Origin of the sequence: Bacillus sp. FSL K6-2944 (genome assembly GCF_038005385.1) — a bacterium.
Taxonomy (GTDB): Bacteria; Bacillota; Bacilli; order Bacillales; family Bacillaceae_G; genus Bacillus_A; species Bacillus_A cereus.
Map to the genome: position 1 here is coordinate 216,968 of NZ_JBBOTE010000003.1, position 18,074 is coordinate 235,041.

The following is an 18,074-nucleotide window of genomic DNA, read 5'->3' on the forward strand; positions in this document are numbered from 1 at the left end:
GTATTAATGAGGGGCTGAAAAAAGATGGATCAGACTATGAATCCAAAACTTAAAAAATATAAACGTCTTTTCTTCACCGCAATGTTTTCGTGCGTCCTTTTCTTCGTTTTTTCTTTTTTTGTTATTATTATAGTTGCAAAAATTATGGGACCTCCTCCTGTTGCGGTCCCGCAAACAAGCGTCTTTTACGCAAACGATGATACTGTTATTGGACAAAGTAACGAAATTCAAAAACGTTACAATGTCTCTCTTAATGAAATTTCACCTTATGTAAAAGAAGCGACCCTTTCTATTGAAGATCAAAGATTTTATAAACATCACGGCTTCGATGTGAAACGGATTGCAGGTGCAATTGTTGCTGATTTAAAAGCGATGGCAAAGGTACAAGGAGCTAGTACAATTACACAACAATACGCGCGTAATCTGTATTTAGATCATGATAAAACGTGGAAACGAAAATTATTAGAGGCAATGTACACTATCCGCCTTGAAGTAAACTATAATAAAAATCATATTTTAGAAGGATATTTAAATACAATTTATTACGGACATGGCGCTTATGGCATCGAAGCTGCGTCCCGTCTATATTTCGATAAAACGGCAAAAGAGTTAACATTAGCAGAAGCTAGTATGCTGGCAGGTATCCCGAAAGGGCCAAGTGTCTATTCTCCCTTTTTGAAAGAGGATCGCGCTAAAGGACGACAAGCTCTCATATTAGATGAAATGGTGAAGCAAGGATATATTACGAAGCAACAAGCAACCTTAGCGAAGAAAGAGACACTAACTTTTGCCTCATTAGATACGAAAAAAGTAGCAGAGGTCGCACCATATTTCCAAGATGCTGTACAAGCTTCGCTTCTTCGTGATGTTGGATTAGACGAACAAGCTTTACAACGAGGTGGCTTACGAATTTATACAACGCTAGACCCTAAACTACAAGCTGTAGCAGAACAAGCTGTAAAGGATCATATACCTGACACAACAAACATACAAACTGCTCTCGTCTCTATGAATCCAACGACAGGTGAAGTGGCTGCTCTTGTTGGCGGAACCGATTATACTACGAGTCAATTTAACAGGGCTACACAGGCCATTCGTCAGCCTGGTTCTACATTTAAGCCATTTCTATATTATGCGGCATTAGAACGAGGATTCACGCCTGCTACGCGCTTAAAAAGCGAATATACTGTATTCACCTTAGGTGACGGCGTTTCAAAGTATAAACCGAAGAACTATAAAGATTATTATGCCGATGATTTCGTAACGATGGCACAAGCTCTCGCAGTCTCTGATAACATTTATGCTGTGAAAACGAATTTGTTTTTAGGAGATGACACGCTAGCAAAAACAGCGAAACAATTTGGAATTAAAAGTGCATTAAAAGATGTGCCTTCTCTAGCTCTCGGTACATCACCAGTAAAACCAATTGAAATGGTTAACGCTTATAGCATGTTCGCAAACGGTGGAAAAGAAGTAAAACCTACTTTTATTCGCCGCATTATGGATCATGAAGGAAATATATTATACGATGCTCATTTAGAGAGTAAACAAGTTCTCGACAAGAGTAAAGCGTTTGTAATGGAAGAAATGATGACTGGTATGTTTAATAAGAAACTAAGCAGTTATGCTGCTGTAACTGGCCAATCGATGTTATCCAAACTATCAAGAACATATGCCGGCAAATCTGGTTCTACTGAAACGGATAGTTGGATGATCGGATTTACTCCGCAAATCGTAACAGGGGTATGGGTCGGATATGATCAACCTAAATCTATTTCAAACGTAGCAGAACAGGGGTATGCGAAGAAAATATGGACTGATACGATGGAGAAGGGCTTAGATGGACAGCCTAAAAAAGAATTTAAACAACCAAGTGACGTCGTAGCGGTTAATATCAATCCAGAGAACGGTAAAATTGCTACAAAAAATTGTCCTATTTCTGTGAAAATGTATTTCGCTAAAGGTACCGAACCGACTGAATATTGTATGGATCACGTCGATGATAAAGAAGAATTTGAAAAAACGACTGAAGAAAAGAAAAAAACAAGTTGGTGGAAAAAATATCTTCCTTGGTAAAAAAAATAGCTGACGGGCATCCGTCAGCTATTTTTTATTCACTTAATAATGCACGGCGCAATTCTTCACTAGATTCGTTCCAAATCGCTTCATTATGTTCTTTCAAGAACGTACCAAGTACCTTTTTAGATGATTCATCCATATGGTCAACCATAATGTGACGCTTCAATGATTTATCCATTTTATTTACGTGTTCTGGAAGTGATTTATATCCGCGGCGAATCTCACGGTCAACTGTCATTTCACAAGCTGTTACACCTGCGTAATACGCACCTGTCGCAGTTCTTTCAATTGTTACCCAAACAAGCCAAAATGGTTTTCCATTTGGAACTTCATCTTTATTTGTTAAAAACTTAATACCTTTTTCTACTGTACTACGCGCATGCATCGCACCGATATCAACGAATGCAGTCTTCTCTAGTACATCAACAAATACGGGTGAAATGTTTTCTAAGCTTAATGCTCCAACACCAAATCCACCATGTCCATCTGTTGAATCATTTTTCACGATATTAAAACCGATTTTTTTCTTTTTCTCTGTCATATGTAAAATCCTCCTCACTTAAAAATTATAAAAGGCCAAAAATAGGCGCAATGATGCTGTCTAAAAATACAAATACATGCGGAATAACTACCTGGAAAATAGGTTGAATTGTGTAATTACTAAGCGGTGTAATAACGAGAATTAATAACGCAATTGCCCCGTATTTTTCATACTGTGTCATTTTCGCGCGAATATTTGCTGGCGCTAAATCTTCCACTACGCGATACCCATCAAGTGGCGGGATTGGTAATAAGTTAAATACAAGTAAAACGATATTCAGCATAATAAAAATCTGGAAAAATTGAGCTAACGTATCTGCCACTGCAGATGGAATTGAGTATAATACACCAAATTTTAATAAGCTATACCAAATAATTAAACCAATTGCACTTAAAATTAAGTTACTAATCGGCCCTGCAATTGACACTAATATACCTGCCAGACGCGGTCTTTTAAAGTTATATGGATTAACAGGAACTGGTCTTGCCCAACCGAATCCAAGAATTAATACTGCAATCAAACCGATAGGGTCTAAATGGGCCATCGGTGATAACGTTAAACGCCCTTGTCTCTTTGCTGTATCGTCCCCAAATTTATATGCAACATATGCATGTGCAAATTCATGAACGGATAGTGCAATAATAATTGCCATTGCTACTAACGGAATTTCGTGCAATGGATATCTAAATAACTGATCCATACTTCATCTCCTCTTCCATATGTCAAAAAAAGAAATTATTTGTTTTTTCGATTGTTCTTCCCCATAATCCGCTATAATAAGAGTGTAACTTACATAAAAGGAGCGATTGTACATGCCATACGTAACAGTGAAAATGCTAGAAGGACGCACAGAAGAACAAAAGAAAGCTCTTGCTGAGAAAGTAACAGCAGCAGTAAGCGAAACAACAGGTGCTCCTGAAGAAAACATCGTTGTTTTCATCGAAGAAATGTCTAAAAACCATTATGCAGTTGGCGGAAAACGCTTAAGCGACAAATAATTTCAAGTTTTTTCATAAGAGGCAGCCATTAGCTGCTTCTTATTTCTTTCCTTCTAACAACTCAATAATTCTCTCTTTATATTTTCCTTTTCTTCCATCTTCATAGATTAAATCATGTGGATAGAATAGCTTTTGATCCGTTCTTTTCTTACCTGTAATCGCCTCAACAATATCCGACTCACGTGAAAGCTCTCTAAGCTCTCCGTTTGGCATAAGAAGTAGGATTGGTAGACGCTCTTCTTCTTCTCCTGCACGATAAAAGTCATACGGTAAGTCTGATGTTGAATCAACTACTAAATAATACTCCGGATCAAGTCCAATCTTTTTAAATAAACTACTTAATTCCATCCAATTATCTAAACCGTGTTTATCTGTAAACTCTACATATTTAAATAGATTTCGATTCATAAAACGGCGGCATAAATCGCTTAAAATTGGATCTTCTTCTTCCTGCCATACTTGGAAGTAGTAATACATAACGTTCTCGTCTAACTTTAAATAATCCTCTACTGTTACTTCTTCTTCAAATAAAGAATAGAAATGAACAGGATGATTTTTAAATGTATAATACTTCTCGTGCAGTGATTTCGCACGGTGTAAAATCTTCGTTAAAATAACTTCTGCACTTCGCGTTACCGGGTGGAAATATACTTGCCAATACATTTGATAACGACTCATAATGTAATGCTCAACAGCATGCATACCACTATTTTTAATGACTACTTGATTCCCATACGGACGCATTACACGCAGTATACGTTCCATATCGAAGTTTCCGTACTTTACGCCTGTAAAATAAGCATCTCTTAATAAATAATCCATACGATCCGCATCAATTTGACTCGAAATCATACTAATCGCTAATTTATTAGTAGACGTTTTTGCAATTACATCTGCTACCTTTTGTGGAAACTCCTTATCAACACGACTTAATACATCATTAATCTCCGTATCGCCAACGATAATCTTTTGCGTAAATTTCTCATGATCTAATGAAAATACTTTTTCAAACGAGTGAGAAAATGGGCCGTGGCCGACATCATGAAGTAATGCCGCACATAAACATAACAATCTATCTTCAGCATTCCAATTTGGTCTGCCATCAAACACATCATCAATCATACGACGAATAATTTCGTATACACCTAACGAATGAGTAAAGCGACTATGCTCTGCACCGTGAAATGTAAAAAATGTCGTTCCAAGCTGCTTAATACGGCGCAAGCGTTGAAATTCTTTCGTTCCGATTAAATCCCAAATAACACGATCACGCACGTGCACATATTTATGTACTGGGTCTTTAAACACTTTTGTTTCGCTGAGTTTGTCGTTTAAATATACCACTTTCCGACATCCCCCTTTCTTTACTACATTCTTACTTTATATTATAAACGAAATGAGAAACAGAAAGAAATGAAAGACTGTATTAATTCCCTTTATAAAAAGAAAAAATCACCTTTACCGAAGTAAAAGTGATTTCCTTTATACATTATTTACCTAAAACGAATTCAGCAACTTCGTCTAAGATCATATCTTTCCCAAGTGGGAAGTAACCTTTGTTTAAGTCTTCATTTTTAATTGTAAATACGTGGTTGTTTTTAACAGCGTTCATGTTTTTCCAAATTGATTCTTCTTGGAATTCTTTCAAGCGCTGAGAACCGTCACCAGTTGTAAACACGAATAAGTAATCTGGGTTGTAATCAATTAAAGCTTCTTTTTGTACTTGTACTAACGGTTTATCAGTTGGTGTACCTTTAACTGCTGGTAGTTTTAAATCATTAAAGATTACGCTACCGTAACCGTAGTCACCGTATACACGGAAAGCATTTGGATATGCAGCCATTTTCATAAATGTTGCTTCACCAGTTTTAGCGACGATTTTGTCATGTAATTTGCTTGCTTTTTCATCATACTTTTTGAACCATTCTTTTGTTTCTTTTTCTTTACCAAAGATTTGACCTACTTCTTCAAATTTTGGACGCCATTGATCTAATGGAGTGTTTAACATAACTGTTGGTGCAATTTTAGATAATTGATCATAAATCTTTTCTTGACGATTATTTACAAGAATTAAATCTGGTTTTGCAGCAGCTACTGCTTCGATGTTAATTTTATCGCCCCAAGCAGAACCAACTGGTTTAACGTCTTTTAGTTTCTTTTCAATATGTGCATCAATTTTTTCTTGAGATGTATTAGCAGTAATAACCGGTTTCATACCGAAAATTAATAATTCTTCTGTTGAACCACTAAGGTCAGCAATTTTCTTTGGGTTTGCAGGAATTTTAATTTCCCCTTTTGCATGTTTTACAGTGCGCTCTTCAGTCTTTGCATCTGATTTCTTTTCTTCTTCTTCTTTGTTAGAACAAGCTGCAAATAGTACAGAAGTCACAACTAGTACCATTGCTAATAGTGCCATTTTAAAATTCTTCATGTTCCCACTCCTTCTAGCTGTATTTATCTTATAAGTTACAACGAACTATAAGAAACAAAGATAACAATTAATTAATATATATTTATTAATTGTTGTTAATAACCCATTCTAACGGGCGTTCAACTTCCCATTCTTATATAAGAAGCTCAACGTCCATTAGAAGTCCCCCTCTTCACGAGGGGGGTTCTACTTATGCTTTTTTACGCAATTGATTACTAATCATCGCTAAATCATATGTTAAACAAATTGGCTTACAGTTTACTGGACATGGAACGATTTGAGCTTCAATCTCAAATACGTTACGAAGTGTTTCACTTGTCATAACTTCATCTGGCGTTCCTTGTTTCATTAACTTACCTGCTTTTAATGCAATCATATGATCTGAGAAACGGGAAGCGTGATTTAAGTCATGGATAACCATAACAATCGTTCTACCTTCTTCTTCATTTAACTTTTTCAATAAGTTTAATACTTCTAATTGATGAGCCATATCTAAGTACGTCGTTGGTTCATCCAATACAAGTAATTCTGTTCCTTGTGCAAGAGCCATTGCAATCCAAACACGTTGACGTTGACCGCCTGATAGCGCTTCTGCTGGACGATTCGCAAATTCTTTCATTCCTGTCACTTCAAGTGCCCAGTTAATGTAGCGATAATCCTCTTCTTTCAACGTGCCAAACCCTTTTTGATGAGGGAATCTTCCATATGACACAAGCTCAAATACAGTAAGACCCGTTGGCACTTCTGCAGTTTGTGGTAAAATCGCCATTTTCTTTGCAATTTCTTTCGTTGGCTGTTTCTCAATTGCTTTTCCGTCAAGATAAACAGTACCTTGCTTTGCCTTCAAAATACGAGACGCCGTTTTTAATAATGTGGACTTCCCACAACCATTTGGTCCAATAATTGTTGTAATTTTCCCTTCCGGAATTTCAACTGTTAATCCATCAATAATTAAACCTTCATTATAGCCAACCGATACCGCATCCACCGCTAAAGTTGCCATACGAAAAGCCTCCCTTTATTTTGTCCTCATAAGTAAATAAATAAAATACGGTGCACCAATTACAGAAATAACAAGACCGACTGGTATTTCTGAAGTTGTTAGTACACTTCTTGAAATTACGTCTGCGAATAAAAGTAAAAACGTTCCTATTAGCGCAGCTGTGGGCAACATAATTTGATGTTTACCACCAACAAGGCGCCTTGCTAAATGCGGGGCCATTAAACCGATAAAGCCAATTCCGCCGGCAACAGCAACAGATGCCCCCGCTAAACAAACTGCAATAAATAATAATTTACGTCTTTCTTTTTCTACGTTTACACCAAGGCCAACTGCTGTAGAATCGCCTAGGTTCATTACATTTAATATGTGTGCTTTACTTATAGCAAGCGGTAAGAAAATAACCATCCATGGAAGTACACTTAATACGAATTTCCAATCTGTACCCCATAGACTTCCCGCCAGCCAAATCGTAGCAAAACGAAAATCGTTAGATGTCATCTTCATAGAGAAAATTAAACTAACAGCTCCAAATCCAGCTGCAACGGCAATACCGACTAGTATTAATCGAGTCGATGAAACGCCGTCTTTCCATGCTAGTAAATAAATAATTACCGCTGCTAATATCGCTCCAACTAGTGCGAAGAATGGGAGAATGAATACAGATAAAAATGTACCAGTCCCTACTTTCCCGAAGAAGAAGTAGACGAATATAACAACTGTTAATCCCGCTCCAGCATTAATACCTATAATACCTGGATCAGCAAGCGGATTTCGTGATAAACCTTGCAAAATCGCGCCTGACATAGCTAAAGCAGATCCGACTAGTATAGCAATTACCATACGCGGCATACGGAATTCAAATAAAATAACAGACTGATCTTCAGCCCCTAGTCCAACCAATGACTTTAATACGTCCATTGGCGGGATTTTAAAAGTTCCTGTATTTAAACTAATAAGAAATATAGAAACGATTAGTCCTACTAAAATCGTTAATATAGAAATGTTCTTTTTTGTTAAGACACTCGTCCTCACATCTTTCCTCTCCCTTCATTACGTGCTAAGTAGAGGAAGAATGGAACCCCAATTAGCGCTGTAATTGCTCCAATTGGCGTTTCAAATGGCGGGTTAATAACGCGAGATAACATATCTGCACATTCAATTAACAGCCCACCTAAGACCGCAGAACATGGAATAACCCATCTATAGTCCGAGCCTACGAGGAAACGAGTCATATGCGGAATTACAAGACCAACAAATCCAACTGATCCTGCCATGGAAACTGCGGAACCCGTTAAAACAAGAACAAGTACTGTTCCGATAAATTTAATCAATGTCGTATTTTGACCAAGTCCAATCGCAATTTCTTCACCGAAGCTCAAAATTGTAATATATCTCGACATCATAATTGCGATAAAAAGACAAATAAGGCCAATTGGCACTAACATATTAATACTTTGCCATTTCACTCCAGCGACTCCGCCTGCATTCCACATACTCACCTCTTGGGCAAGATTGAAATACAATGCGATTCCAGATGAAATTGCCCCTAATAAAGCACTAATAGCTGCACCTGCTAAAGCTAATTTCACAGGTGTTAATCCACCTGGTGAAGAAGATCCAATTCCATATACAATGCTTGCACCAAACGCAGCTCCAATAAAAGATGCGATAACAAACATTAAATAAGGTGAATTAGGGAAAAATGCATACATAATTGCAATTCCAAATACAGCTCCATCTGTAATCCCCATTAACGATGGTGAAGCAAGTGGATTTCGCGTCATACCTTGCATAATTGCTCCTGATACCGCTAAAAAGGCACCTGCAACTACGCCCCCTATTGCTCTAGGCATGCGAAGCTCTTGAATTACGTTATGATGTGTAATAGACCCATCAAACTGAAATACAGCTTGCCATACAGTCTTTAAACTAATATCTGCAGCCCCAAAAGAAATAGAAACTGCCATGCTTAAAGCTAACAAAATTGTACCCGCTACTAAAATAATAGAAGCGATGAGCGGTCTGCTCTTAATCTCTTTAACATTCTCTTCTTGCTGTTCTATACTGCTTGCGCTCGCTTCCATCCCTCAACCATCCTAACCAACAACATATATTTATTGAAATGAAATTTATTCTCAAATAGTAATAAAAAAATTAGGTGAATTGTTATTTCCCTGATAATGATTCTCAGAATCAGACACTTCTATTCTACCTATCGCTTTAAAAGACTGTCAACCATTATTTTGAAATATAAATTTATACAAATTGGTATTTTAATACAAAAGTTATGTTCATCCTTTAGAAAATGTTCGTCCACACAAGAGTACTTTCGCAGAATAAATCATTCCTCTTATGGGCATAAAAAAAGAAGAGTAATCTTTTCACTCTTCTTTTTCTTACTTATTTAACTTTGCTTCAATTTTCACGATTAACTCATCTTCTGTTGGAGCCGCAACTGGACGGTTATTTACAAATGCGAATGATTTTTTACGACCAGGACCACAGTAAGACTGACATCCAACTTCAATCGTTGCACATGAATCTACTTTTTTTAACTTCGGAACTAACGTTTTAATGTTCGTTGCCTGACAGTCATCGCACACGCGAAACTCGTTTCCCATTACATAACACTTCCTCTATTTTAAACTTTTCTCAAGTACATTTAAAAATAAACACTAAATGGTATTTTACCGCTCTTTGAAGCTCGTTGCAAGTTTCCCTACAAAGCCTATTCTCTACATAATGATACATATTTATATGCTCTCCTACAGAAGCGCTCACCATTCATGGGAAAATTTTTACCTTTCATCGAAATCTACCATATTTTTAAAAGCTTTGTATAAAAGTTTATTTTTTTGCCCATTATAAAAATAGGAAGTTCATAAAAAGAAAGGGAGTTGAATCTATGAAAGTAAGACAAGATGCTTGGACAGATGAGGATGATTTATTACTTGCTGAAACGGTACTTCGTCATGTTAGAGAAGGAAGTACGCAATTAAATGCATTTGAGGAAGTAGGGGATCAGTTAAATCGTACATCTGCTGCTTGTGGTTTCCGCTGGAATGCTGTTGTTCGCTATAGCTATGAACAAGCTCTTCAACTAGCAAAAAAACATCGTAAAGATAAAATGCGTGCTGCAAGCGGTGAACAAGCGAAAAAACGTTTACTTTATACACCACCAGCTTCAGATTCGATAACTGATTATGAAGAATTAGTACAAGAAGAATCAATCGTACAATATAAAGAAGCTATTCCATATCAAGAATCTACTGCTCCTGCTGCAAGAAGCTCTATGACAATGCAAGATGTTATTTATTTTTTACAAACAGTCGGATCTTCAAATATAAAAGTGACAGCTCTTGAAAACGAGAATACGAGATTGAAACAAGAAATTAAAGCACAAATCCTTCGGAATGAGGAACTAGAAAAGAAACTAGAAAAATTAGAAAAGCAATCTCATACTGTACAAGAAGATTACGAAACACTTATGAACATTATGAACCGTGCTCGTAAATTGGCAGTCATGGATGACGAAGAACGTTCTCAAACATCTTTCCGAATGGACCGAAACGGTAATTTAGAAAAAATTGCAGAATAAAAAGGATGCATGTAATGCATCCTTTTTATTCTTTCACCTTTAAGCTCCCCCTTTATATGTGAGAAAACTCCATTCTTCATTTTTTGCTATAATAGAGATTGTCATTTTAAAGATAAGGGGTTAGTTATATGAGCAATTCCCGTTCCATTTTATCTCAGCCAGAGTGGCGCATTGTAGATCAGTCTAGTTTGGGACCAACATTCCATGCACTTCAGTCATTCGCAATGGATGACACATTATGCACAAGCATTGGAAATGGCAAGTCAGCCGCAACAATGCGTTCTTGGGTTCATCACAATACAATTGTCCTTGGCATTCAAGATTCACGCCTTCCGCATTTAGAAGAAGGTATTTCTTTTTTAAAACAACACAACTTCAATGTTATTGTTCGTAATTCTGGCGGGCTTGCAGTCGTGCTTGATGAAGGTGTTTTAAACGTATCACTTTTATTCCAAGAAACAGAAAAAGGTATCGATATTGATCTTGGATACGATACGATGTGGCATTTAATTAAGGAGATGTTAAAGGATTACAACGTTACTATCGAGGCAAAAGAAATTGTTGGCTCTTACTGTCCTGGTAGTTATGACTTAAGTATTCGCGATCAAAAATTCGCTGGTATTTCACAACGTCGTATTCGCGGCGGTGTCGCTGTCCAAATTTATCTCTGTGCTACCGGAAGTGGCTCTGAGCGTGCCGCACTCGTTCGTGATTTCTACAACCTAGCAATTCAAGGGGAAGAAACACGCTTTACGTACCCTGAAATTGTACCAAGTACGATGGCCTCACTCTCAGAATTACTTGGCGAAACCATTACAGTACAAGATTTAATGATGCGTCTTTTAAAAACATTGCAGCAATTCGCTCCAAAGTTAACACCATCTCAATTAACAATAGATGAGATTCCTTTATATGAGACGAATTTACAACGTATTATTGATCGTAATAATAAAGCACTTGGCTTAGAAAAATAAAGACCGTCGCTATTATAGCGACGGTCTTTATTTCAATTCATTATAGAATTAAAGTGCTTGAGCTGCTGTAATTAAAGCTAACTTGTACACTTCTTCTTCGTTACATCCACGAGACAGATCATTTACAGGCATGTTTAAGCCTTGTAAGATTGGTCCTACTGCTTCGAAGTTACCTAAACGTTGAGCGATTTTGTAGCCAATATTACCAGCTTCTAAGCTTGGGAATACGAATACGTTAGCATCACCTTTAATTGTAGAACCTGGAGCTTTTTTCTCAGCTACAGATGGTACGAATGCAGCATCGAATTGGAATTCTCCATCTAAAGTTAACTCAGGAGCCATTTCTTTTGCAATGCGAGTTGCTTCTACAACTTTTTCTGTTTCTGGAGATTTCGCAGAACCTTTTGTAGAGAAGCTTAACATAGCAACGCGTGGATCAATGCCGAATAACTCAGCAGTTTTCGCACTTTCGATACCGATTTCAGCTAAATCTTGGCTGTTTGGTGCAATGTTAATTGCGCAATCAGCGAATACATATTTCTCCTCTTCACGTACCATGATGAATACGCCAGAAGTTTTTGTAACGCCTGGTTTTGTTTTAATAATTTGAAGTGCTGGACGAACTGTATCAGCTGTAGAGTGAGCTGCACCACTTACTAAACCGTGTGCTTTGCCCATGTATACAAGCATTGTACCGAAGTAGTTTTCGTCTTTAAGGATTTTGCGAGCGTCTTCTTCAGTTGCTTTACCTTTACGGCGTTCAACGAAAGATGCTACCATTGCATCCATTTCTTCGTATGTAGCTGGGTCGTAAATATCAACGCCTGCTAATGTTAAATTCATGCTAGCAGCTTTTGCGCTAATTTCTTCCTTATTACCAACTAAGATTGGTTTTACTAACTCTTCTTTTGCTAAACGCTCTGCAGCGCCTAAAATTCTTTCATCAGTTCCTTCAGGAAGTACGATAGAAATGCCTTTTCCTTGAACTTTTTCTTTTACTGTTGTAAATAAGTTGCTCACGAATAAACCCTCCTACATATGTTAAAAAAACTCTATCTTTAAGAATACTGCTTTTCTTCTATATTTTAAACTTATAGCTCCCAAAAAATAGATAAAATAAAAATGATTATATTTTCATAAAATTCAGCCGTTAAATTCACCTTGCTTAAACACTTAAATGTGACAATTTTATGCGCCAAGGTTTTATATAGATGATTTTAAAACTATATATGCTATAGTTAACGTGTAAAACTATCATTAACTGAGGTGAATAGAATGAGTGAAGCAACAACAACGTTAGATGGCTGGTATTGTTTACATGATTTACGTTCTATTGATTGGGCTGCATGGAAAACATTATCTAGCGACGAACGCGGACAAGCAGTGTCTGAATTTTTAAATGTCGTTGAAAAATGGAACGAAGTAGCTACTGCGAAAAAAGGTAGTCACGCAATGTATACAGTTGTTGGCCAAAAAGCTGATATTATGCTTATGATTTTACGTCCAACAATGGAAGAGTTAAATGAAATTGAGACAGAATTGAATAAAACAACTTTAGCTGAATATATGGTTCCTGCATATTCTTACGTATCTGTTGTTGAATTAAGCAACTACCTTCCAGCTGATGAGGATCCATACCAAAACCCGCAAATTTTAGCTCGTTTATATCCTGAATTACCGAAAGCAAATCATATTTGCTTCTATCCAATGGATAAGCGTCGCCAAGGTGATGACAACTGGTACATGCTTCCTATGGAAGAACGTAAAAAAATGATGTACAGCCATAGTAAAATTGGTCGTCAATACGCAGGTAAAGTACGCCAAGTGATTTCAGGATCTGTTGGATTCGACGATTTCGAATGGGGCGTAACATTATTCGCTGACGATGTTCTTCAATTTAAGAAACTTATATACGAAATGCGCTTCGATGAAGTAAGTGCTCGTTATGGTGAATTTGGAACATTCTTCGTTGGAAACATTTTACCAGACGAAAAAGTAGAGAAATTTTTACACATATAAATGGTGAAAAGGAACGAAATTCGTTCCTTTTTTTATTCTTCTCTATATTTATCCTCAAAAATCTCCTTTTTTCTGCACTTTTGAAGAAAAACCAACATTTTTTCAAATTTCTTGTAAAATTGTAACCTTTTTATATGTAAAGATATGCTAAAATGATACGAGCTATATGCTAAATAACGATGCGAAGGTGATAATCTATATGAAAAAAATCTTGTCTATTTTACTATTGCTTGTATTGTCAATTTCTTCCTTAGGAGTAACAACATCCCATGCGGAAGAAAAAATACATATTGAGGCGGCTGCTGCACTTTTATTTGATGCAGATACAGGAAAAATACTTCACGAGCAAAATCCAGATGAATTGCTAGCTATTGCTAGTATGTCAAAATTAATTGTTGTTTACGCTGTTTTAGAAGCAATTAAAGAAGGAAAAATCACATGGGATACGAAAGTAAATATTTCTGATTACGCTTATGAAGTCTCTCGTAATAATGAATTCTCTAATGTACCGTTCGAAAAAGGACGTCAATATACTGTAAAAGAATTATATCATTCTATTGTTATATTCTCTGCAAATGGATCTAGTATTGCTTTAGCAGAACTTCTTGCAGGAAGTGAGAAAAACTTCTTAAATCTTGCAAATGAACATGCTAAAAAGCTAGGATTAAAGAAATATAAATTTGTAAACGCTACTGGCTTAAATAACGCTGACTTAAAAGGAAAACATCCTGAGGGTACTGATCCAAATGCAGAAAACTCTATGTCAGCTCGTGATATGGGTATGCTTTCAAAAGCAATGATTACAAAGTATCCAGAAATGCTAGAGGATACAAAACAAAGATTTAGAAACTTCCCAGACAATCACCCAAAACCAATTCGTATGGAAAACTGGAATTGGATGTTACCAGGAGCTGCTTTCGCTTATGAAGGTACTGATGGTTTAAAAACCGGAAGTTCTGATACAGCTGGATACGGATTTACCATTACTGCTAAACGTGGTGATGTACGTCTTATCTCGGTTATTATTAAAACAAAATCAATGGATGAACGTTTCACGGAATCTCGTGAATTAATCGAATATGGATTTAATAACTTTGAAAAACAAAAACTAAAAGTTAATAAAAACAATACAATCTCTGTAGTAAAAGGGAAAGAAGACCAAGTAACTGTTGCACCCGAAAAAGAAATAACAGTAATTGCGAAAAAAGGTAGCAAAGAGCCTTATAAAATTGGAACTGAATTAGATAAATCTCTTTCTGAAGATGGACATTTAGTTGCACCTATTAAGAAAGATACCAAAGTAGGCTCAATTACTTTAGAATCAACTGATAAATATGGTTTCTTAGACGGTAGTAAAAGTATGAAAGTTACTGCAAAAACGACAGAGGAAGTTGAAAAAGCAAATTGGTTTGTGTTAACAATGCGCTCTATTGGTGATTTCTTCTCAAACTTATGGTCTAGAGTTTTTTAATAAAAAAGCTGGCTCACGCTAGCTTTTTTTATTTTCCACTCTCAATGTAAAACTTTGTTTGGTTGTCATATCTGAGTCCTTTTCCTCATACGTATGAACTAGTAATTGTTACACACTTCATCTAGAGATAAAGTAAAACTTTAATCAGTGGGGGAATCCCCCGCTGATTATTAGTTGAACCAATCGGGCGTTTACGGGCAGTTTGATCTCCCATCTAATTTCTTTACTTCAACCAAATTTTAGGGCAGGAGTCTTACTGCCCGTTAATGCGGGATAAACCTCTTTCCAAAAGGTATTACAAAAAGAGAGGTGACACATAATGGGCGTTATTGCTTATAACGAAGAAGATGTAAAGTTGTTGGCTAGACTGATGCGTGCTGAAGCCGAAGGAGAAGGGCAACAAGGAATGTTAATGGTCGGAAACGTTGGGGTAAATCGTGTCCGCGGAAATTGTTTAGACTTTAAAAGCATTCGTAATTTACGTCAAATGGTTTATCAAAACCCCGGCGGTTTTGAAGCAACGCAAAAAGGATATTTTTATCAACGGGCACGCGAACAAGATATTGCCCTAGCGAGACGGACCATTCAAGGGCAACGTTTTTGGCCTGCCAACTTTGCCTTATGGTTCTTTAGACCTGAAGGTCCTTGTCCACCAACTTGGTATAACCAACAAAACTCTGGTCGCTTTAAAAAGCACTGCTTCTTCCAGCCATCTGCTGGAGACTGCCCTAGCGTATATTAAGGAATAAAAATGAGGAGGGATTTTTGAATGGCACAGCAACAAAATCCATACTATGGAACAGGTTTTTATCAACCATCTGGAACTTATGTACAACCGCAACAAATGACTCAACAACAGCAGCAAGCGATGCAACAACAAACAGCTCAAGCTGCGCAAGCTCAATATGCAATTTCTCAAGGCATGTTACCTCTAGAGCAATCCTATATTGAAAATATCCTTCGTTTAAACAAAGGTAAGCAAGCTACGGTTGTAATGACCTATGAACGTGGCAGTTCCCTTGGCACACAATCTTATACAGGTATTATTGAAGCAGCTGGCCGTGACCATATCGTTATTAGTGAACCGCAATCAGGAAAACGCTATTTACTACTAATGATCTACTTAGATTACGTAGAATTTCCAGAAGAAATTACGTATTTACCTAGTCAACAAGCAACTTATACTCCAAGACCATAAAAAAAGCTGGCAAATGCCAGCTTTTGTTTTTTTATAATCCTTTTACAACTGCAGTCCCTACTAGGATCCACGCCACAATAAACGCTACACCACCAAGAGGTGTAATTGGACCAAAGAACTTAATACCTGTCGTACTTAATGCATACAAACTACCTGAGAACATAATAATTCCAGCTACCATTAGCCAACCAGCAGTAGTTAAAAGTGATGATTGAACCTTATCCATCAATAAAGCAACTACGAATAGTCCACCTGCATGAAACATTTGATATGTAACGCCTGTTTTCCACACTTCTAACATTTTTGCAGAAATTTTATTTTCTAAACCGTGTGCTCCAAAGGCCCCTAATGCAACAGATAGCCCCGCTGCAATACAACCTAGTAAAAAGAAAATTTTCATCTTAATTCCCCTTTTTTACCTTTATCATAAGCAATTTTTGCATATAAGCCAAACGATTTATCTTCTAAAAATCAAATAAAGAATTACCGTTTGCATCACTTTCTTTTATATATACTGGCTCCCCAGAAACAGGTGCAATTGGTTGCATAGTTGTTACTGGTTGTGATCCAATTACTTGCGATGGAATTTGCGGTTCTCTATATGTAGATGTTTCAACTTGTTCATCTAATAATAAGTCACATAAAGCACGCACAACTAATAAATGTTCTTTTGACTTTTGTCCTTCACTACTTTTTGCCTTCGCAATTTCATTCGCCATTTTATTTAAAATCTTGTCGCTAGATATTTGCATTCCTTCTCACCTCGTACTTTGTAATTCTTTCTCGAATTGCCCCAATTTCTCTACTGAACCAAATACTATTATCATATCACGTTCTTTCAATTTTTCCTGCCCTGCTGGATTATGTATAATATCCCCATTTCTTGAAATCGCTAATATTGTTACATCAAACTGATTCCTTACATTACTCTCTAGTAACGATTTACCAACTAATATTGAATCTTTTCCAACTAGAATTTCTTCAATGACAAATGACTGTTCTATTCCATACAACACTGTATCAATATAATGAACGGTTAATGGATTTGCAATACCTTTTGCGATATGAATACCCGCCATACTAGATGGATTAATAACCTTATTTGCACCGGCACGCCTTAATTTCTCTTCAGTTTCTGGCTTTTCAGATCTCGCCACAATTTTAATCGTATCGTTTAACCCTCTTGCTGTTAATGTAATAAATACATTTTCGGCATCATTTGCAACAATAGCAACTAAACCAGCTGCTTTTAAAATTCCGGCATTATGTAATACTTGATCTTCCGTTGCATCTCCATGTACAAATAAAAGCTTTTCCTGCTCCAATATACTTTCATCTTTATCAACAACGACAAATGGAATATTCTTTTCTTGCAATTCATGTACAACTTGAAGCCCCACTCTACCGCAACCACATACTATAATATGATTTTTCAACTGCGCTATTTGTTTATCCATCTTCTTCCTCCGTACTGCATGAAATAAATTCCCTTCAATAATCATAGCTGCCACTACCCCAATTGCATACGTAACAATACCTACGCCAACAGGAATAATAAGAAGCGCAAATACTTTCCCCGCTTGCGTTACAGGAACAGCATCTCCGTATCCAACAGTCAATACAGTAATCATTGTCATCCAAAATGCTTGAAACAAACTAATCTCTTCAATCGTCATAAATCCTATCGTTCCTAGAATTACAACAAAAGTCATACATATAACTGCTATCCATAATTGCTTACGTGCATTCATACCGTGTTTCA

At 36.7% G+C, this 18,074-nt stretch carries 20 protein-coding genes; 8 read left to right on the forward strand and 12 right to left on the reverse strand.

The window, feature by feature from the left end:
- Positions 1 to 24: 24 nt before the first annotated feature.
- Positions 25 to 2,076, forward strand: a complete 2,052-nt coding sequence (locus MHH55_RS27605) for a transglycosylase domain-containing protein (RefSeq protein WP_000372959.1) — start codon at positions 25 to 27, stop codon at positions 2,074 to 2,076.
- Positions 2,077 to 2,110: 34 nt separating this feature from the next.
- On the opposite strand, the gene MHH55_RS27610 is transcribed toward MHH55_RS27605, so the two are convergent.
- Complete coding sequence (locus MHH55_RS27610) at positions 2,111 to 2,620, reverse strand: YwhD family protein (RefSeq protein WP_000136678.1); 510 nt, start codon at positions 2,618 to 2,620, stop codon at positions 2,111 to 2,113.
- A gap of 25 nt (positions 2,621 to 2,645) precedes the next feature.
- Positions 2,646 to 3,320: a site-2 protease family protein gene (locus MHH55_RS27615; RefSeq protein WP_000372445.1), complete on the reverse strand. Its 675-nt coding sequence runs from the start codon at positions 3,318 to 3,320 to the stop codon at positions 2,646 to 2,648.
- A 112-nt stretch (positions 3,321 to 3,432) separates the two neighbouring features.
- Here MHH55_RS27615 and MHH55_RS27620 point away from each other — a divergent pair, with 112 nt between their 5' ends.
- Positions 3,433 to 3,618: a 2-hydroxymuconate tautomerase gene (locus tag MHH55_RS27620; protein WP_001147171.1), complete on the forward strand. Its 186-nt coding sequence runs from the start codon at positions 3,433 to 3,435 to the stop codon at positions 3,616 to 3,618.
- Positions 3,619 to 3,657: 39 nt separating this feature from the next.
- Here the strand turns inward: MHH55_RS27620 and MHH55_RS27625 are convergent, their stop codons facing one another.
- The 6 genes from MHH55_RS27625 to MHH55_RS27650 all read right to left on the reverse strand — a co-directional run bounded on the left by MHH55_RS27625 (position 3,658) and on the right by MHH55_RS27650 (position 9,673).
- Positions 3,658 to 4,962, reverse strand: a complete 1,305-nt coding sequence (locus MHH55_RS27625; protein ID WP_000262730.1) for an HD domain-containing protein — start codon at positions 4,960 to 4,962, stop codon at positions 3,658 to 3,660.
- Positions 4,963 to 5,107: 145 nt separating this feature from the next.
- Positions 5,108 to 6,049, reverse strand: a complete 942-nt coding sequence (locus tag MHH55_RS27630) for an ABC transporter substrate-binding protein (protein WP_000787717.1) — start codon at positions 6,047 to 6,049, stop codon at positions 5,108 to 5,110.
- A gap of 190 nt (positions 6,050 to 6,239) precedes the next feature.
- On the reverse strand, positions 6,240 to 7,052 hold the full coding sequence (locus MHH55_RS27635) for an ABC transporter ATP-binding protein (protein WP_000212068.1): 813 nt from the start codon (positions 7,050 to 7,052) through the stop codon (positions 6,240 to 6,242).
- Positions 7,053 to 7,067: 15 nt separating this feature from the next.
- Positions 7,068 to 8,084: a FecCD family ABC transporter permease gene (locus tag MHH55_RS27640; RefSeq protein WP_001260757.1), complete on the reverse strand. Its 1,017-nt coding sequence runs from the start codon at positions 8,082 to 8,084 to the stop codon at positions 7,068 to 7,070.
- Positions 8,081 to 9,136 carry a FecCD family ABC transporter permease gene (locus tag MHH55_RS27645; RefSeq protein ID WP_000388293.1) on the reverse strand — a complete coding sequence of 352 codons (1,056 nt, stop codon included), beginning with the start codon at positions 9,134 to 9,136 and terminating at the stop codon, positions 8,081 to 8,083. Before MHH55_RS27645 ends, MHH55_RS27640 begins: the two co-directional genes overlap by 4 nt.
- A 312-nt stretch (positions 9,137 to 9,448) precedes the next feature.
- On the reverse strand, positions 9,449 to 9,673 hold the full coding sequence (locus MHH55_RS27650; protein WP_000526071.1) for a DUF1450 domain-containing protein: 225 nt from the start codon (positions 9,671 to 9,673) through the stop codon (positions 9,449 to 9,451).
- 284 nt (positions 9,674 to 9,957) lie between these two features.
- Between MHH55_RS27650 and MHH55_RS27655 the strand changes: the two genes are divergently transcribed.
- Together MHH55_RS27655 and MHH55_RS27660 are read left to right on the forward strand one after the other, a co-directional pair.
- Positions 9,958 to 10,650 carry an RsfA family transcriptional regulator gene (locus MHH55_RS27655; RefSeq protein WP_000868358.1) on the forward strand — a complete coding sequence of 231 codons (693 nt, stop codon included), beginning with the start codon at positions 9,958 to 9,960 and terminating at the stop codon, positions 10,648 to 10,650.
- A 128-nt stretch (positions 10,651 to 10,778) separates the two neighbouring features.
- The gene (locus MHH55_RS27660; RefSeq protein ID WP_000071944.1) at positions 10,779 to 11,624 is read left to right on the forward strand and encodes a lipoate--protein ligase family protein; all 846 of its coding nucleotides are present in this window, start codon (positions 10,779 to 10,781) and stop codon (positions 11,622 to 11,624) included.
- A 48-nt stretch (positions 11,625 to 11,672) separates the two neighbouring features.
- Here the strand turns inward: MHH55_RS27660 and pta are convergent, their stop codons facing one another.
- Positions 11,673 to 12,644: a phosphate acetyltransferase gene (gene pta / locus MHH55_RS27665; protein WP_000067215.1), complete on the reverse strand. Its 972-nt coding sequence runs from the start codon at positions 12,642 to 12,644 to the stop codon at positions 11,673 to 11,675.
- 255 nt (positions 12,645 to 12,899) lie between these two features.
- Here pta and hemQ point away from each other — a divergent pair, with 255 nt between their 5' ends.
- The 4 genes from hemQ to gerQ all read left to right on the forward strand — a co-directional run bounded on the left by hemQ (position 12,900) and on the right by gerQ (position 16,312).
- A complete protein-coding gene (hemQ, locus tag MHH55_RS27670) occupies positions 12,900 to 13,643 on the forward strand; it encodes a hydrogen peroxide-dependent heme synthase (protein WP_001287595.1) in 744 nt (247 codons plus the stop codon).
- Positions 13,644 to 13,842: 199 nt separating this feature from the next.
- Positions 13,843 to 15,114, forward strand: a complete 1,272-nt coding sequence (locus tag MHH55_RS27675; RefSeq protein WP_000722871.1) for a serine hydrolase — start codon at positions 13,843 to 13,845, stop codon at positions 15,112 to 15,114.
- Between the two features lie 319 nt (positions 15,115 to 15,433).
- Positions 15,434 to 15,856 (forward strand): cell wall hydrolase CwlJ, encoded by a 423-nt coding sequence (gene cwlJ, locus MHH55_RS27680; RefSeq protein WP_000538168.1) that lies wholly within the window; start codon positions 15,434 to 15,436, stop codon positions 15,854 to 15,856.
- Positions 15,857 to 15,883: 27 nt separating this feature from the next.
- Positions 15,884 to 16,312 (forward strand): spore coat protein GerQ, encoded by a 429-nt coding sequence (gerQ, locus tag MHH55_RS27685; RefSeq protein WP_000068652.1) that lies wholly within the window; start codon positions 15,884 to 15,886, stop codon positions 16,310 to 16,312.
- A 31-nt stretch (positions 16,313 to 16,343) separates the two neighbouring features.
- On the opposite strand, the gene MHH55_RS27690 is transcribed toward gerQ, so the two are convergent.
- The 3 genes from MHH55_RS27690 to MHH55_RS27700 form a co-directional block, all read right to left on the reverse strand.
- Positions 16,344 to 16,712: a DUF423 domain-containing protein gene (locus tag MHH55_RS27690; protein ID WP_000688315.1), complete on the reverse strand. Its 369-nt coding sequence runs from the start codon at positions 16,710 to 16,712 to the stop codon at positions 16,344 to 16,346.
- Between the two features lie 64 nt (positions 16,713 to 16,776).
- Positions 16,777 to 17,064 (reverse strand): YwdI family protein, encoded by a 288-nt coding sequence (locus MHH55_RS27695; RefSeq protein WP_001167352.1) that lies wholly within the window; start codon positions 17,062 to 17,064, stop codon positions 16,777 to 16,779.
- Between the two features lie 6 nt (positions 17,065 to 17,070).
- On the reverse strand, positions 17,071 to 18,063 hold the full coding sequence (locus MHH55_RS27700; RefSeq protein WP_000993980.1) for a potassium channel family protein: 993 nt from the start codon (positions 18,061 to 18,063) through the stop codon (positions 17,071 to 17,073).
- Positions 18,064 to 18,074 lie beyond the last annotated feature (11 nt).

Coding starts and splice junctions, on each gene's coding strand:
- MHH55_RS27675 (WP_000722871.1), top strand. CDS start 13,843: ATGAAAAAAATCTTGTCTATTTTACTATTGCTTGTATTGTCAATTTCT.
- MHH55_RS27695 (WP_001167352.1), bottom strand. CDS start 17,064: ATGCAAATATCTAGCGACAAGATTTTAAATAAAATGGCGAATGAAATT.
- MHH55_RS27660 (WP_000071944.1), top strand. CDS start 10,779: ATGAGCAATTCCCGTTCCATTTTATCTCAGCCAGAGTGGCGCATTGTA.
- MHH55_RS27635 (WP_000212068.1), bottom strand. CDS start 7,052: ATGGCAACTTTAGCGGTGGATGCGGTATCGGTTGGCTATAATGAAGGT.
- MHH55_RS27620 (WP_001147171.1), top strand. CDS start 3,433: ATGCCATACGTAACAGTGAAAATGCTAGAAGGACGCACAGAAGAACAA.
- MHH55_RS27630 (WP_000787717.1), bottom strand. CDS start 6,049: ATGAAGAATTTTAAAATGGCACTATTAGCAATGGTACTAGTTGTGACT.
- hemQ (WP_001287595.1), top strand. CDS start 12,900: ATGAGTGAAGCAACAACAACGTTAGATGGCTGGTATTGTTTACATGAT.
- MHH55_RS27605 (WP_000372959.1), top strand. CDS start 25: ATGGATCAGACTATGAATCCAAAACTTAAAAAATATAAACGTCTTTTC.
- MHH55_RS27645 (WP_000388293.1), bottom strand. CDS start 9,136: ATGGAAGCGAGCGCAAGCAGTATAGAACAGCAAGAAGAGAATGTTAAA.
- MHH55_RS27655 (WP_000868358.1), top strand. CDS start 9,958: ATGAAAGTAAGACAAGATGCTTGGACAGATGAGGATGATTTATTACTT.
- MHH55_RS27615 (WP_000372445.1), bottom strand. CDS start 3,320: ATGGATCAGTTATTTAGATATCCATTGCACGAAATTCCGTTAGTAGCA.
- MHH55_RS27700 (WP_000993980.1), bottom strand. CDS start 18,063: ATGAATGCACGTAAGCAATTATGGATAGCAGTTATATGTATGACTTTT.
- MHH55_RS27610 (WP_000136678.1), bottom strand. CDS start 2,620: ATGACAGAGAAAAAGAAAAAAATCGGTTTTAATATCGTGAAAAATGAT.
- MHH55_RS27690 (WP_000688315.1), bottom strand. CDS start 16,712: ATGAAAATTTTCTTTTTACTAGGTTGTATTGCAGCGGGGCTATCTGTT.
- gerQ (WP_000068652.1), top strand. CDS start 15,884: ATGGCACAGCAACAAAATCCATACTATGGAACAGGTTTTTATCAACCA.
- cwlJ (WP_000538168.1), top strand. CDS start 15,434: ATGGGCGTTATTGCTTATAACGAAGAAGATGTAAAGTTGTTGGCTAGA.
- MHH55_RS27650 (WP_000526071.1), bottom strand. CDS start 9,673: ATGGGAAACGAGTTTCGCGTGTGCGATGACTGTCAGGCAACGAACATT.